This is a genomic window from Ochrobactrum vermis, from assembly GCF_002975205.1.
Classification (GTDB): Bacteria; Pseudomonadota; Alphaproteobacteria; order Rhizobiales; family Rhizobiaceae; genus Brucella; species Brucella vermis.
This window is the reverse complement of the sequence record NZ_PCOC01000002.1, coordinates 1,322,156-1,337,714: the sequence shown is the minus strand read 5'-3', so window position 1 is coordinate 1,337,714 and position 15,559 is coordinate 1,322,156. Positions and strand designations below refer to the sequence as shown.

Genomic DNA, 15,559 nt, shown 5'->3' with positions numbered 1-15,559 from the left:
ATGGCGCATAATAATCACATTAATGATTGATTATGATCGTTTGTGATTGACAGTATTTCGTTTCATGCGTCATATCTGCCGCCAACATGATCGCTCGCGCATGGGAAGGATATGCGCGCCGCGATACACCAAAACAGACTTGGGAGGATGACATGGTGGCCCAGAGCAGGCTTCTCGAAGACCGATGGGACGATGCCAAGGCGGCAACGCTGGATGAGCCGGGAAAGCTGCTTTACCGCTCCAACCTGCTCGGGTCAGACAAGCGCATCACCAATTACGGTGGCGGCAACACGTCTGCAAAGGTCGAGGAAATCAATCCGCTGACCGGTGAAAAGGTTCAGGTTCTCTGGGTCAAGGGTTCGGGCGGCGATGTCGGCACTATCAAGCTCGACGGCTTTGCCACGCTTTATCAGGACAAGCTCGATGCGCTGAAGGGCATCTATAAGGGCGTTGAGGATGAGGACCGCATGGTCGGCTTCCTGCCGCATTGTACCTTCAACCTCAATCCGCGCGCCGCATCCATCGATACGCCGCTGCACGGTTTCGTCGCTTTCAGCCACGTGGATCACATGCATCCCGACGCGATCATCGCGATTGCCGCATCCAGCAATTCCCGCGAACTGACAGCCCAGATTTTCGGTGACGATATTGGCTGGCTGCCTTGGCGTCGCCCTGGTTTCCAGCTCGGTCTCGATCTTGAGGCTTTCGTCAAGGCGCATCCGCAGGCCAAGGGCGTTGTCCTTGAAAGTCATGGGCTTTTCACCTGGGCCAATGATGCGAAGACTTGCTACGAAACCACGCTGGCCATCATCAACAAGGCCATTGAATGGCTGGACCAGAAGACGGCAGGCAAGGCCGCTTTCGGCGGTGCCGTTACACAAAGCCTGACGGCTTCCGAGCGCCGCGCCATTGCTGCCCGGCTGATGCCGGAAATTCGCGGGCTGATTGGCAAGGAAGAGCGCAAGCTCGGCCATTTCGACGATCAGGATGCGGTGCTGGAATTCGTGAATGCGAAGGAATTGCAGCCGCTGGCGAGGCTGGGCACGTCCTGCCCGGATCATTTCCTGCGCACCAAAATTCGCCCGCTGGTCGTCAATTTCGATCCGGCCAAGCCGGATGTGGACGCCATCGTTGCCGGGCTTGAGGATGCGCTGGAAGCCTATCGCGCCGATTACAAGCGGTATTACGAGGCCTGCAAGCACGACAATTCGCCCAAGATGCGCGATCCCAATCCGGTTATTTTCCTGATCCCCGGCGTCGGCATGCTGTCCTTTGCCCGCGACAAGGCGACGGCGCGCATCGCTAGTGAATTCTATGTCAATGCGATCAATGTCATGCGCGGCGCGTCGGCGGTGTCCGAATATCAGGGACTGCCGGAACAGGAAGCCTTCGACATCGAATATTGGCTGCTTGAGGAAGCCAAGTTGCAGCGTATGCCGAAGCCGAAGAGCCTTGCCGGGCGTGTCGCGCTCATCACCGGCGGCGCTGGTGGCATCGGCTATGCCACCGCCGAGCGGTTGGCGGGTGAGGGTGCTTGCGTGGTTCTGGCGGATATTGATGCAGAATCGCTCAAATCCGCTCACGCGAATCTATCGAAGCGTTTTGGCGCCGATCAGGTGCGCAGCGTCGTGCTGAACGTGACCGACGAAAAGGGTGTCGCAAACGCCTTTGTCGAGGCAAGCGTCGAGCTGGGCGGCATCGACATTCTGGTCTCCAATGCAGGCATCGCGTCGTCGGCTCCGGTCGAAGCGACCGAATTGTCGATGTGGAACCGCAATATCGATATTCTGGCGACCGGCTATTTCCTGGTTTCGCGGGAAGCATTCCGCCTGTTCCGCCGCCAGAAGATCGGCGGCAATGTGGTGTTCGTCGCTTCCAAGAATGGTCTGGCCGCTTCGCCCAATGCGTCCGCCTATTGCACGGCCAAGGCTGCCGAAATCCATCTGGCCCGCTGTCTGGCGCTGGAAGGTGCTGACGCCGGCATCCGCGTCAATGTGGTCAATCCGGATGCGGTTTTGCGCGGCTCCAAGATCTGGGACGGCGAGTGGCGCGAACAGCGCGCAGCATCGTCCAAGATCGACGTTTCCGAGCTGGAGGAACATTATCGCAAGCGGTCCATGCTGAAGCTCAATGTTTTGCCGGAAGATATCGCCGAGGCTATCTATTTCCTCGCCAGCGACGCTTCGGCAAAATCCACCGGCAACATCATCAATGTCGATGCCGGGAACCAGCAGAGCTTTCCGCGCTGATCTTGTAGAGCACATCCCGAAAAGTGTGAAACGGTTTTCGGACAAGATGTGCGTAAAAACAAACGGTTAGAGCGTCGATCTGATTAAATCAGATCGACGCTCTAATCAGGACATTCTGGGAGGAACCATGTCCGAGCAACGCATTGCGGCGGATTTTATCGCCGAGCATAATTCCGGTTTCGAAAAGGCGCTGAACAGCGATTATCAGGCGCTGGGCGCACAGCTGGCGCGTCGCGGTATCGAGATCGACACCATCACCGACAAGGTGGCAAGTTATTTCGTCGCCGTGCCTTCCTGGGGCACGGGCACGGGCGGCACCCGTTTCGGTCGCTTTCCGGGTGGCGGCGAGCCGCGTGGTATTTTCGACAAGCTGGACGATTGCGCCGTTATCAACGAGCTTTCGCGCGCAACGCCGAATGTCTCGCTGCATATTCCGTGGGACAAGGCAGATCCGAAGAAGCTGAAAGCCCACGCCGCAGCGCTGGGCCTCGGCTTCGACGCCATGAATTCCAACACGTTTTCAGACGCTGCCGATCAGAAACTGTCCTACAAGTACGGATCGCTCACCCATGTCGATGCGGCGGTGCGGTCGCAGGCAGTCGAGCACAACATCGAATGCATCGAGATCGGAAAAGCCATAGGTTCCAAAGCCTTGACCGTATGGCTAAGCGACGGGTCCAATTTCCCCGGTCAGCAGAATTTCACCCGCGCCTTCGAGCGCTATCTGGCTTCCATGGGCGAAATCTACAAGGCGCTGCCTGACGACTGGCGCCTGTTCTCCGAGCATAAAATGTATGAACCGGCCTTCTATTCGACGGTGGTTCAGGACTGGGGCACAAATTATCTCATCGCCTCGACGCTTGGTCCCAAGGCGCAATGTCTGGTCGATCTCGGCCATCATGCGCCCAACACCAATATCGAGATGATCGTGGCGCGGCTGATGCAGTTCGGCAAGCTCGGCGGCTTCCATTTCAACGACAGCAAATATGGCGATGACGATCTCGATGCCGGTTCCATCGATCCCTATCGATTGTTCCTTGTTTTCAATGAGTTGGTGGATGCGGAATATCGCGGCGTGAAGGATTTTAATCCGGCGCATATGATCGATCAGTCGCACAATGTCACCGATCCGCTGGAAAGCCTGATCTCATCTGCCAATGAAATCCGTCGCGCTTATGCGCAGGCGCTGCTGGTGGACCGCGAGGCGCTGGAAACCTATCAGCAGGAAAACGACGCGCTGATGGCGTCCGATACGCTGAAACGCGCCTATCGCACCGATGTAGAGCCGATATTGGCCGAAGCGCGTCGACGCACCGGCGGGGCGATCGAGCCGATTGCCGCCTATCGCGCCAGCGGCTATCGCCAGAAGGTCGCAAAGGAACGCCCGGAAAGCAAAAGCGACGGTGGGGCATTTAACTGAGAATCCCTACCGTCACAAAATAGCCATAAAAACAACAGGCGTTCGCCACAATTGAACAGGGGTTTTTGTGGCTTTTTCGTTCCGGAAATCGCGTTTGATGATGATCAGCGCGATTTTCTGAACGTCAAATTGAGGCGAAACTGACCCAGTTTTTCATGCTCGCCCCGCTTCAGGGCGAGTATGCCATGATAGTAAAGTCGTGACGGCCCACCCCACACAACGACATCACCATGATGCAGGATATATTTCGCAATCGGGTCGGTTCGCTTCAATCCGCCGAACTGGAAAGTTGCGGGCAGGCCAAGCGAAACCGAAACAATCGGATTGTTGAAATCCTGTTCATCCTTGTCCTGATGCAGTGAAAGTTTCGCGCCCGGTTCATAACGGTTGATCAGGCAGGCATCCGGCGCAAAATCGGGGTAACCGGCTTCGCTGGCAGCACTTTGCGCAAGCACGTGAAAAGCATCCGGCATCGCTGGCCATAACTGGCCGGTTTCCGGATCGTCGGTACTGTAACGATAGCCGGTCCGGTCCGTGACCCAGCCAAACTCTCCGCAATTCGTCATCGCAACCGACATGCGATATCCGCCGGGCGTGGTCATGTGACGGAACGGTGCCGAGGCAGAAACGTCAGCCACCGCTTTAAGAACAGCGTCTTCACTCGGAAGTGCGAAGCCGCGCAGAAGCACGGCTCCGGGTGCCAGGACTTCACGCGGTTCAATCGGATCGAAAAGGTCTTTCATGCGCCCTTTCTAGCACGAGATCGGAAGGCCGCCTCCCGAAACCTGCTTTTAAACTTAGGCCAGCCCGGAGGCCTTTTCGAAAGAGCGCATGAAAAGATCATTCTCTTCCGGTGCTCCGACACTGACGCGAATGAAGGTCGTGTAACCCTGTTGTTTCCAGGGCTTCACGATGACACCGTCCCGCAGGAGCTTTTCGGCAAATGCAACGGAATCCGACTTCACGTCGATGAACAGAAAATTCCCCTTGGAGGGCGCGAAACGGATTTGCCGCTCGCCCAGAAAAGCAGCCAACCGGTTCCGCTCACGGAGCGCAAGCGCGATACCTTTTGCAAGATGGTCTGTGTCGCGGCGCGCAACCAGCCCGGCCGCCTGCGCAATGCCATTGGCGTTGAAAGGTGTGCGGGCGCGGTCCAGAAACCCACGTAGCTCCGGATCGCTGACAAGCCCGAACCCCAGACGGACTCCGGCCAGCCCGTAAGCCTTGGAGAAAGTGCGCAGCGCCACCCAGTTGAGACCGCTGTCGCGCAGAAGTGCAGCGGCAGACGGATAATCGTCACCGGCTGCATATTCCGCATAGGCTTCGTCCACGACCAGCAACGTTTCCGGCGAAACAGCATCGATAACGCGCTGCATCGCTTCCGGTGTCAGCCAGGTTCCAACCGGATTGAGCGGATTTGCGAACATGACGAGACGCGGAGCGACCGCAAGCGCTGTCACCAGCGCATCCACATCGACCTCAAGCGACGGCGTCACTTCAACCCGCTCGACGGTCGCGCCCATCGTCGTCGCATAGTCCTCATGCAGCGGAAAGGATGGGTAAAGTGTGACCACCCGGTCGCCGGGCCGCAAAACAGTGCGGCAGATCACGCCGATCAGGTCTTCCGATCCGTTGCCGAGAATGATGCTGTCCTGCGGCCAATCGAACTCCGTCGCGATTTCCCGCGCCAGTTCGCGTCCCGACGGATCAGGGTAAAGCCGCAGCAGATCATGAGCGCCGGAAAAGAGTGCCTGCACCTTTGGCGAAGGTCCGAGCGGGTTTTCGTTGGAGCCCAGTTTTGCTATCGCCGGGGGATGATAATGCGCCTCCACTTCGGCAATGGTGAGACCGGCATTATAGGGGCTGAGACCACGGATTTCAGGCCGAATCAGATCACCAAGCCGGGCATTTTTCTGAGCCATTCACGTTCTCCTCTGATACGGCGCTTCGTTTGATGCGCGCCTTTTGGAGAGAAGTTCTAAGACTAAAATCCAATTTTGTATATATATGTATAGACAAGTTATGAAAAAGATGGTCCTATGCTGGGGAGACCACAAAAAATTGCTAAACATTCGACCCGGAACAAGTAGAAGTTCGGGTAACAATATTGTTTTGCCAAAGGTCCGCAGGGGAACATGATGCAGGTTTTATCGCTTTTCGACCTTAGCGGGCGTAAAGCGCTGGTCACCGGTGCAAGCCGAGGACTGGGACAGGCCATTGCCGAAGCGCTCGCCTCGGCTGGTGCCGACGTCGCCATTACAGCGCGCAAGTCCGACAATCTTTCCGAAACGGCATCCCGTATTGCCGCCCATGGCCGCGCCTCGGCAGCCCTTTCGCTCGATGTACGCGATATCTCCGCCTGCAGTGCCACCGTCGCGCAAGCGGCCGATGCTCTCGGCGGCCTCGATATTCTCGTCAACAATGCGGGCTATGAAGAAATACGCCCCTCGCTTGAGGTGGATGAGGCGCTCTGGGATCGCATCGTTGCAACCAATCTCAAAGGCGCGTTTTTCTGCGCACAGGCCGCTGCCCGCCAGATGACGGAGAGCGGCAAGGGTGGCGCGATCATCAATCTGTGCTCGCTGACCTCCTATGTCGGCGTGCCGACCGCCGCTCCTTACGGTTCTTCCAAATCTGGCCTCATGGGCATGACGCACGCTCTGGCAACAGAATGGGCGCCCTCCGGCATTCGCGTCAACGGCATCGCGCCGGGCTATTTTCGCACTGCCATGACCGATGTGTTTTACGAGAACGACGACTGGCAGAAGGCAATGCTGGGCAAAATTCCGCAGGGTCGTTTCGGCGCCATGGAAGACATTGCGGGCGCTGTGGTGTTCCTGGCAAGCTCAGCGTCATCCTATGTCACGGGGCAGGTTATCCCTATCGACGGCGGTTATCTGGCATCGATCTGATATCCTCATGAGGAATATCAGCAGATTGCGAAACAGGATTGAAATAACTTCATAAAGTACCTTCCGGTGCTTTGACTGAAATGGGAAACAGCGATGAATACAACCGAAACCGGAACTGGCCGTAAAGTCTCCAACGGACCGGCTGCCGTATCGGTCAACAATGTCAGCATGATCTATAACGGCTTCCATGCCGTGCGTGCGGCATCTTTCGATCTCGCCAAGGGCCGTTTTCTGACCATTCTCGGGCCATCCGGTTCCGGCAAGACGACGCTTCTCCGCCTCATTGCCGGTTTCCAGCGGCCAAGCATCGGCGAGATCTTCATCAATGGCGAAGCAGTTAGCGCCGTGCCGCCGCACAAGCGCTCCATCGGCATGGTTTTCCAGAAACTCGCGCTGTTTCCGCATATGACGGCAGCCGAAAACGTTGCCTTTCCCCTGAAAATGCGCCGCTTCGATGCACGGTCGATCCCGGAGCGGGTGGAACGCTATCTCGACCTCGTTCGCCTCAATGGCCTTGGCGGGCGGCGTGTGCACGAGCTTTCCGGTGGTCAGCAACAGCGTGTCGCCATCGCGCGTGCTCTGGTTTTCGAACCGGACCTGCTTTTGCTCGACGAACCTCTGGCCGCACTCGACCGCAAGCTGCGCGAGGAAATGCAGCTTGAATTCCGCCGTATCCAGCGGGAACTTGGCGTCACGACCATCAATGTCACCCACGACCAACGCGAAGCGCTCGTCGTATCCGATGAAATCATCGTCATGGATGGCGGTGAAATCCAGCAGATGGCCCAGCCATCCGAAACCTACCGCAACCCCTCAAACGCCTTTGTGGCGAACTTCATCGGCGTCACCAATTTCATTTCCGGCAAGGCATCTTCGCTCGACGGCAATCTTGTGCGGGTCGATGCGGGAATTGCTCTCGTCGGCATGACGGGCGAGGGGCGCGGAACAGTTGGCTCCGGCGCAAACGTCTCCTGTGCCATCCGTGCCGAACAGATCCGTCTTGGGGGCAGTGCGGCAGCACATTCAGAACTCGACACCGTGCTTGAAGGCATCGTTACCGATGCGATCTTCGAAGGCGAACGCATCGTCTATGAATTGCGGGTTCCTGCCTTGGGAGACGTGCTGATGCGCGTCTTCGATCACGATCCTATCGGCCATAGCCAGTTCACAGAAGGCGAGACCGTGCATCTTGGCTGGAATGCCCGCGATCTCATCGTCTTTGCCACCTAGAGCGGTTCCGGTTCAAATGAACCGTCGGAACAGCTCTATCTCTTTGTTTTTACGCATTATCCGACGCAAAACCGCTTCGAATTTTTGCTGGACATGCTCTAAATTGAAACATTACGGGGAAACTCCAGAGGAGAAACAAAATGAGCAATCTGAAAAAGCCTTTCCTGATACTTGACCGCCGCCGCTTCCTGCAAAGTGCAGGTGCTTTTGCCACAGTTGCCGGCACAACCTCGCTCGGCCTGTCGCGTGCATTTGCCGAAGAACCGGCAAAGCCCAAGGAGCTGATCGTTCGGGCCTGGGGCGGTAGCTGGGTGGAAGCGCTGAAAGCTGGCGTGTCCGATCCGTTCACCGCTAAGACCGGCATTTCCATCCGTCACGACCTGACGGAAGATAACGAAATCCAGCCGAAACTCTGGGCTGCCGTTGCGCAGAAGCGTGTCCCGCCGATCCACGTCAACTGGGATACGACAACCAATGCGACCAAATCGGCATTGCGCGGCGTGACGGAAGACCTTTCGGATCTGCCTAACCTCAAGAACACCACCGATCTTGCCAAGCCTGTCGGTCTCGATGGCTATCCGATCGTCAACACATATGGCTATGTCTATGTGCTGGCCTATCGTCCGGAAGCCTTCCCCGATGGCCCGCCGAAGTCGTGGCACGCTCTGCTCGATCCGAAGTTCAAGGGCCGCATCGCGCTTTATAACGACGGTATCGGCTTCCATTTCCCGGCACAGGTTGCCGGTGGCGGCAAGCTGGAGGACATTCCGGGCAACATGCAGCCCGCATGGGATTTCATCGCCAAGGTGAAGCAGCAGCAGCCGCTTCTCGGCGAAGACCCGGATTTCACTACCTGGTTCCAGAAGGGCGAAATCGATCTGGCCTGCACCATTTCCACCAATGCACGCGAAGCCCAGAAGAACGGCGTCAAGATCGACTGGACCGTTCCGGAAGAGGGCGCGAAGTTCGACACCGACGGCCTGTGGATTCCGAAGGGCCTGCCGGAGGACGAACTTTACTGGGCTAAGGAATATATCAACTTCGCTCTCACCAAGGATGCGCAGCAGGTCTGGCTCGATGGCCTCGGCCTGCCGGGCGTCGTGCCGGGCCTGACCCCGCCCGCAGATCTGGTGAACGATCCGGCCTATCCGACCAAGGACGAGGATTTCAAGCACCTCATCCGTATTTCGGCAAAGGTGCAGGTGCAGAACGAGAGCGAATGGTTCTCGAAATTCAAGGCCATCATGCAGGGCTGATCCAGCTCGATACATAAGACGGATCGCCCGAAAAGGGCGATCCGTATGCCCCAAATTTCAAGGCAAACATTCAGGAATTGAAACATGCGAGCGGCACGCACTGCCTATCCCATGACATGGCGCATCATGGACGCGCTGGAAGCAATCGCAGCCATTTTATGGCCCGCGCGGTTCAACCGCGCCGTGCCCTATCTGATGCTGTTTCCGGCGATTGTTCTGGTCGGGCTGTTGGTGCTGGGTCTGATCCAGATTGGCGATACCAGCCTTCGCACGCTCGACACCTCGACATTCCTGATGTCGGATTATTATACGCTCGCCAATTACAAACGCGCGCTGACGGAAAGCCTTTTTGCGACCGTGGCATGGCGCAGCCTGTCCGGCTCGCTTATCGTGACCGCATTCACGCTCATTCTGGCATTTCCCTATGCCTATCTGATGGTCAGAACGCCTTCGACTGCATTGCGCAAATTTCTGCTGATCGCGCTGTTTCTGCCCTTCTTCATCGGTCAGGTCGTGCGTGCCTATGGCTGGCTCATCATTCTGGGCAATCAAGGGATGGTGAACGAGGCGCTTGGACTTGTCGGCATCGCACCGATGCGGCTGCTCTATAATTATCCGGCAGTTCTGTTCGGTCTCATTCAGTACATGCTGCCATTCGCAGTGCTGATGCTCGCACCGGCGCTGACTGCCATTCCGGAAGAAATGGAAGCTGCGGCAAGCTCGCTCGGTGCAAACTGGCTGCGGACATTCGCCCATGTTGTCCTGCCCATGGCCCGTCCGGGTCTGATCGGCGCGGGGTTGGTGGTAATGACACTGTCGCTCACCGACTTTGCCGTTCCGGCCATTCTGGGCGGCGGATCGCAGGATTTCATCGCCAATGCGATCTATGACCAGTTCTTCCGCACATCCGATCAAGGGCTCGGGGCGACGCTCGCGCTGCTTCTCGTCGGCGTCGGTTCCATTCTCGTGGGGATCGTGTTCACGCTGTTCGGGGCAGGCACGCTTGCCATGGGGAGGGCGCGCAAATGACCTCGCCATTGTCGAAATCCATCGTCATCTGGACGTTTGTAATTGCCGTTCTGGTACTTCTTTCCGCGCCGACCATCGTTGTGCTTGGGGCGTCGTTCACGTCCGGCAACATGATTACCTTCCCGCCGGAAGGGTTTTCGTTCAAATGGTATCAGAAGATCGCCGGAACGAGCGATCTCTGGGACGCTTTTCTACGCTCGCTCTATGTCTCGTTCATCTGCACCATCGTCGCAATTCCCGTCGGAACGCTGGCTGGCATAGCGCTGGCGAAATATGCGGTGCGGTTTGAAAAGACGATCCAGATTTACCTGTTGCTGCCGTTCACCATTCCGCTAATCGGTTCCGGCATCGGTTTGATGCTGATCTTCGGTCATGCCGGTATTCTGGGGCAACTCTGGCCGGTGGGGATTGCAGCCTGCGTCATCAATCTGCCCTTCATGATCTGGGCCGTGACGGCGAGTGCCGCCAATCTCGATGCCGATCTGGAACTTGCCGCCGCCAATTGCGGGGCAGGGCCGATCTCGACATTCTTCTTCGTCACGCTGCCGGTCGTCGTGCCGGGCGTCATCAGCGGCTCGCTGTTGATGTTCATCCTGGCACTGAACGAATTTCTGGTGAGCCTGCTTCTGGTCGATGCGCGCATCGTAACGCTGCCTGTGCAGATCTACAATTCGATCCGGTCCATCATCACGCCCGACCTTGCGGCCATCTCAGTTGTCTTTATCGCCTGTGCCGCTGCCGCCATCTTCCTGCTCGACCGGCTGGTCGGGCTCGACATCTTCCTCAAATCGAAATGACGGGTTGCGCCACCGCCGCAACCTGCAAGGAGCCGATCATGTCCGATGTTTCTTTTTACGAACTGGCAAAACTGGACGATGCCGAGCGCGCTGAACTTCTCAAGCGTTCGGAAACCGACCTGTCCGGCTTCATTGAGAAGGTGAAGCCGATCATCGAAGCCGTTCGCACCGAAGGCGATGCGGCGCTTGTCCGCTTTGCGCGTGATCTCGACAAGGCTGAAGTCGATCCGGCCAATATCAAGGCGACAGAAGCCGAGTTCGATGCCGCCTTCGACAAGGTGGAGAAGGACGTGATCGAGGCCATCAAGTTCGGCATCGACAATATCCGCCATTTCCACGAGGAGCAGAAGCCGGAAGCGATGTGGCTGAAGGAAATGCGTCCCGGCGCTTTTGCAGGCGACCGCTTCACGCCGATCCGTTCCGTCGCGCTCTATATCCCGCGTGGCAAGGGCGCGTTTCCGTCCGTCACCATGATGACAGCCGTTCCGGCTGTGGTTGCTGGCGTGCCGGAACTTGCCATCGTCACCCCGCCGACGCCGGATGGTTCCGTCGATGCCGCAACACTCGTTGCCGCACGTCTGGCCGGTGTCGAAACCGTCTACAAGGTCGGCGGTGCGCAGGCTGTCGCCGCTGTTGCTTACGGCACGGAAACGGTGAAACCGGCGCTCAAGATCGTTGGCCCCGGCAGCCCATGGGTTGTCGCAGCGAAGCGTTTGCTGGGCGGCGTCATCGATCCCGGCCTGCCTGCCGGACCTTCCGAAGCTGTCATTTTCGCCGACGATACGGTGAAGGGCGGACTAGCCGCGCTCGACCTCCTGATCGAGGCGGAACATGGCCCGGATTCATCGGCCTGGCTCGTTACGCATAGCCGCCGTGTTGCTGAGGAAGCGCTGGCCGCATTGCCGGATCATTGGGCGCGCATGACCGAACAGCGCGTCGGCTTCTCCAAAACGGTGCTCACCGGCAAGTATGGTGGCATCGTCCTGACGTCATCAGTTGAGGAAAGCTATCGCTTCATCAACGACTATGCGCCGGAACATCTGGAGCTACTTTCGACCGATCCGTTTGCGCATCTCGGCCATATCACGGAAGCCGCCGAAATCCTGATGGGACCACACACGCCGGTCGTCATCGGCAATTTCGGCCTTGGCCCGAACGCCGTGCTGCCAACCAGCCGCTGGGCGCGCACCTATGGCCCGCTTTCGGTAACCGATTTCGTGAAGCGTTCTTCCATCGGCTACGTGACGGCATCTGCCTATCCGGAATTTGCAAAACACGCCCGCACACTGGCACGTTATGAGGGTTTTTCCTCACACGAGAATGCCGTTTCGGAAATCCGCAAAGACTATCTCTGAGAAGGGGCGTGCGATGAAGGCTGTCCGGCTTTATGCAGCGAAGGATTTACGGGTCGAGACCATCGACCCGCCAGCGGTGCTTGAGCCGGGCTGGGTCCGGCTGAAAGTATCGGCCGCAGGTATCTGCGGCTCCGATCTGCATAACTTCATGACCGGGCAGTGGATCAGCCGCTCGCCATCGGTCGCAGGCCACGAATTTGCTGGCATCGTGACTGAAATCGGCGCTGGCGTAACCGGTTTCAAACCCGGCGATACTTTTATCGCCGACTCGCGCTACTGGTGTGGCGAATGCCCGTCCTGCAAAAGCGGCAGGCACAATGTCTGCGAAACACTCGGCTTCATCGGCGAAGTCTGCGACGGCGGCTTTGCCGAGGAGGCAGCGCTTCCGGCCCATCTCCTCGTTCATTACGATCCCGCCATCAATCCCGTGGTCGCCGCCATGGGCGAACCGCTTTCGGTGGCGCTGCACGCCATCCGCAAGCAGCGCATTCCGTCTGGCGAAGGCGTCCTTATCGTGGGTTGCGGGCCAATCGGGGGGCTTGCAGCACTTCTTCTTTCCCGTTTGCATGATGGTCCGGTGCTGGTCTGCGACCGCAACGACCAGCGCGCCGATCTCGTTTCAATTGTCACCGGCGCAATCAAGGTTTCACTCGACAAGGCGGCACTTGAAGCCGCACTCGACGGCAAGCCGATCCGTTACGCCATCGATGCCACCGGCAATATTGCTGTCCTGAACGCCACGCTGGACGTACTTTCCGGCGGCGGCTCACTCGCACTGGTCGGCATATCCCATGGCAAGATCGAGCTTGATCCGAACAGTCTGGTCGAGCGGGAAATCAGCCTGATCGGCTGCCATGCCTATCAAGACGAATTGCATGAAATTGCAACGCTATTGCCCAATATTGAGGCTCAGCTGTTGCAGCTTGTCGACCGGGAAATCTCGCTTGATGACGTTCCGGATGCCTATACCCGGCTGATTGCCGGTGAGGCGAACGGATTGAAAACGATCATACGGACAGGGATGTGACCTATGGGTGCTGGCGACAAATCGGAATCCCATCCTGCCGCCGGCATGGAGCTGCCCGAAACCGCTGGGCCGCTCTATGAGAAGGTGAAGGCACAGGTGCTGGACAATATCCGCTCCGGTCGCTGGCCGGGCAACCACCGCCTGCCTTCGGAACATGAACTGGTGGACGCGCTCGGCATTTCCCGCATGACCGTCAACCGCGCGCTGCGGGAACTGACCGATCAGGGCATATTGAAGCGCATTCAGGGCGTCGGCACTTTCGTTGCCCCTCCAAAGCCGGAAACAACGCTGATCGAGGTCGTCAATATCGCCAATGAAATCAAGGCGCGTGGCGGGCGCTACAGTGCCGAAGTCGTCACCCTTGACATCATTGAACCGACGCCCGAATTGCTCAATGCGTTTGAACTGCAAAAGAACATTCCAATCGCCCATTCGCTGATCGTGCACCTCGAAAACGACGTGCCGGTGCAACTCGAAGAGCGGTTCGTCAATACGAACCTCGTACAGCATTACGAGTTGCAGGACTTTCGGGCGATCACGACTTACGACTATCTTCAGAAAAGCACGCCGATGACAGAGGTGGAGCAGGTCATTTCGGCGATCACACCCGACGCTGAAATAGCACGCCTGCTCCGTCTCGATGATGGCATTGCCTGCCTGCTTCTGGACCGTCGGACATGGACGGGTGAGACGGTAGCAACCGTCAACAAGCTGATCTATGCCGGCAACCGCTACCGCCTCGGCAGTCGCTACAAGCCTGAAATATATAGATAATTCAACTACTTATCGAGTTATCACATTTATGGATCACCGCAGGTATTTCTGCAATGATACCCTCTAAGAGGCTTTGAAGGACTGAGTTGCATTGGTCGGATTAATGTTCGATCCGTAGAGACTACCCATCCTATATATGCTAGATAAGTAGCAGCTTCTATTTCAGATGCATTTATGGATACTTGTTTTTTTCGATAGATATGGCGCGGCTCTTTCAAAAATTCCGCATCACAAGGGATATATATTGATCATGGTTTTTCCATCTGTACCATATGCAGGTTTTCGTCGCGGGGATCTCGTTTATGGACTTGCTAACCCACGCTTTGACTACTCCAAAAAGTATCCGTTTTTTGCAGAGTCAGACTCAACGCGAAACATCAGCACGATAGATCAGTACGCGATGACGAGTGATGAGGTTTTCTTTAAGGAACGGGTCGACGTCAAGGTGCCTGATCGGCAGGGCGAATTCTTCGAAAGTGTTGCTCAACATTCAAAATATAAGTCGATACTTGATACCAAAAGCATACCAATTGACTACCGTAAACAGATATTCTTCGATAATGATGAGACGGCCATTGGCCGCAAAGTCAAAGCTGGCTTGAATTGGGCGAAAGACAGTCAGACTCGGGTGCATTTTGTCCTCGACGATATCGACATGAATGAGGTCGTGAACAAGACGTTGCGTGTGGTCGGCAAAAGAAGCACACGGCCCTATACTGGCTCGGAACTGCGTTGGCTCTATCGCAATCGGCATGATCCTGATGTGCAGAATGTTGTTCAGTTTTGGCAAGACGGAAAGCACGTCGAACCGCCATGGGAAACAGACAGAGAGCTGTGGAAAAGATACGAACCCAAGAATGAGCGTACGTCTATGGCACAGTCTAAAGACTTCGATGACGAAACAATGGCCTCTACATCGAAGGAGCTTCGTGTGGCGCGGCATGCGAGCGATGCCAGCAAGCCGACGCATGACGTTGATGATTTTTTTGAGCTTTTCGCTCTATTCGACTTTCTTTAGCCTGCGTGTGGCACCCAAGTAGTATGATATTTGTGTGCCAAGCCGTGTTGTCACCGCAGTTTATGCCTAATTTGTTAAAGCTGCGGAAAACAGATGATTTCCGCAGCGGTCACGGGCCATCTTTCTTCACCAACTCGGCGAACTGCGCATCCACATCGCGCATCCGGCCTCAATCTCGTCGTCAATGCGATTACGCTATGGAATATAATTGTCTCAGTCATATGGTCGATTATGTCCGCAGACAGGGTATCGATATTCCAGACGAACTGCTGTCCCGAGTAGCGCCCCTACACTGAGCGCATATTGCTCTCAGCGGCGACTATCTCTGGAACGAAAATGCTTCAGGCCGATCAGCACTAACTGCTTCAACCCAAACAATTTCAGTTTCCCAAGCGGGTGTTATTGCAGAAATGCCCACGGTGCCCGTTTATCTGATCCGGTGATTTTCACCGGCTGTGTTGACTTCTGCTGATTCTTGTAACATATATAGTT

Annotated in this window: 13 protein-coding genes; 11 read left to right on the top strand and 2 right to left on the bottom strand. The window is 56.7% G+C overall.

Annotation, left to right across the window (positions count from 1 at the left end):
- Positions 1–152: 152 nt before the first annotated feature.
- Together CQZ93_RS20580 and rhaI are read left to right on the top strand one after the other, a co-directional pair.
- Entirely contained in the window at positions 153–2,249 is a 2,097-nt protein-coding gene (locus tag CQZ93_RS20580) for a bifunctional rhamnulose-1-phosphate aldolase/short-chain dehydrogenase (RefSeq protein ID WP_105544406.1), read from the top strand.
- 127 nt (positions 2,250–2,376) lie between these two features.
- The gene (rhaI, locus tag CQZ93_RS20575) at positions 2,377–3,669 is read left to right on the top strand and encodes an L-rhamnose catabolism isomerase (RefSeq protein WP_105544405.1); all 1,293 of its coding nucleotides are present in this window, start codon (positions 2,377–2,379) and stop codon (positions 3,667–3,669) included.
- A gap of 104 nt (positions 3,670–3,773) precedes the next feature.
- On the opposite strand, the gene alkB is transcribed toward rhaI, so the two are convergent.
- Together alkB and CQZ93_RS20565 are read right to left on the bottom strand one after the other, a co-directional pair.
- Positions 3,774–4,412 (bottom strand): DNA oxidative demethylase AlkB, encoded by a 639-nt coding sequence (gene alkB, locus CQZ93_RS20570; protein ID WP_105544404.1) that lies wholly within the window; start codon positions 4,410–4,412, stop codon positions 3,774–3,776.
- A 54-nt stretch (positions 4,413–4,466) separates the two neighbouring features.
- A complete protein-coding gene (locus CQZ93_RS20565) occupies positions 4,467–5,591 on the bottom strand; it encodes a histidinol-phosphate transaminase (RefSeq protein WP_105544403.1) in 1,125 nt (374 codons plus the stop codon).
- A gap of 216 nt (positions 5,592–5,807) precedes the next feature.
- Between CQZ93_RS20565 and CQZ93_RS20560 the strand changes: the two genes are divergently transcribed.
- From CQZ93_RS20560 to CQZ93_RS20520, 9 genes are all read left to right on the top strand, one after another.
- The gene (locus CQZ93_RS20560; RefSeq protein ID WP_105544402.1) at positions 5,808–6,581 is read left to right on the top strand and encodes an SDR family NAD(P)-dependent oxidoreductase; all 774 of its coding nucleotides are present in this window, start codon (positions 5,808–5,810) and stop codon (positions 6,579–6,581) included.
- Positions 6,582–6,674: 93 nt separating this feature from the next.
- A complete protein-coding gene (locus CQZ93_RS20555) occupies positions 6,675–7,811 on the top strand; it encodes an ABC transporter ATP-binding protein (protein WP_105544401.1) in 1,137 nt (378 codons plus the stop codon).
- Between the two features lie 140 nt (positions 7,812–7,951).
- Entirely contained in the window at positions 7,952–9,067 is a 1,116-nt protein-coding gene (locus CQZ93_RS20550) for an ABC transporter substrate-binding protein (protein WP_105544400.1), read from the top strand.
- Between the two features lie 84 nt (positions 9,068–9,151).
- Positions 9,152–10,096: an ABC transporter permease gene (locus tag CQZ93_RS20545; RefSeq protein ID WP_105544399.1), complete on the top strand. Its 945-nt coding sequence runs from the start codon at positions 9,152–9,154 to the stop codon at positions 10,094–10,096.
- Positions 10,093–10,893, top strand: coding sequence for an ABC transporter permease (locus tag CQZ93_RS20540; protein ID WP_105544398.1), 801 nt, complete (start codon positions 10,093–10,095; stop codon positions 10,891–10,893). Before CQZ93_RS20545 ends, CQZ93_RS20540 begins: the two co-directional genes overlap by 4 nt.
- A gap of 38 nt (positions 10,894–10,931) precedes the next feature.
- The gene (hisD, locus tag CQZ93_RS20535) at positions 10,932–12,248 is read left to right on the top strand and encodes a histidinol dehydrogenase (RefSeq protein WP_105545242.1); all 1,317 of its coding nucleotides are present in this window, start codon (positions 10,932–10,934) and stop codon (positions 12,246–12,248) included.
- Between the two features lie 13 nt (positions 12,249–12,261).
- Positions 12,262–13,275, top strand: a complete 1,014-nt coding sequence (locus CQZ93_RS20530) for a zinc-dependent alcohol dehydrogenase (protein ID WP_105544397.1) — start codon at positions 12,262–12,264, stop codon at positions 13,273–13,275.
- A 3-nt stretch (positions 13,276–13,278) separates the two neighbouring features.
- Complete coding sequence (hutC, locus tag CQZ93_RS20525; RefSeq protein ID WP_105544396.1) at positions 13,279–14,049, top strand: histidine utilization transcriptional repressor HutC; 771 nt, start codon at positions 13,279–13,281, stop codon at positions 14,047–14,049.
- Between the two features lie 250 nt (positions 14,050–14,299).
- Positions 14,300–15,067: a hypothetical protein gene (locus CQZ93_RS20520; protein ID WP_146114477.1), complete on the top strand. Its 768-nt coding sequence runs from the start codon at positions 14,300–14,302 to the stop codon at positions 15,065–15,067.
- The last annotated feature ends 492 nt before the right edge of the window (positions 15,068–15,559 follow it).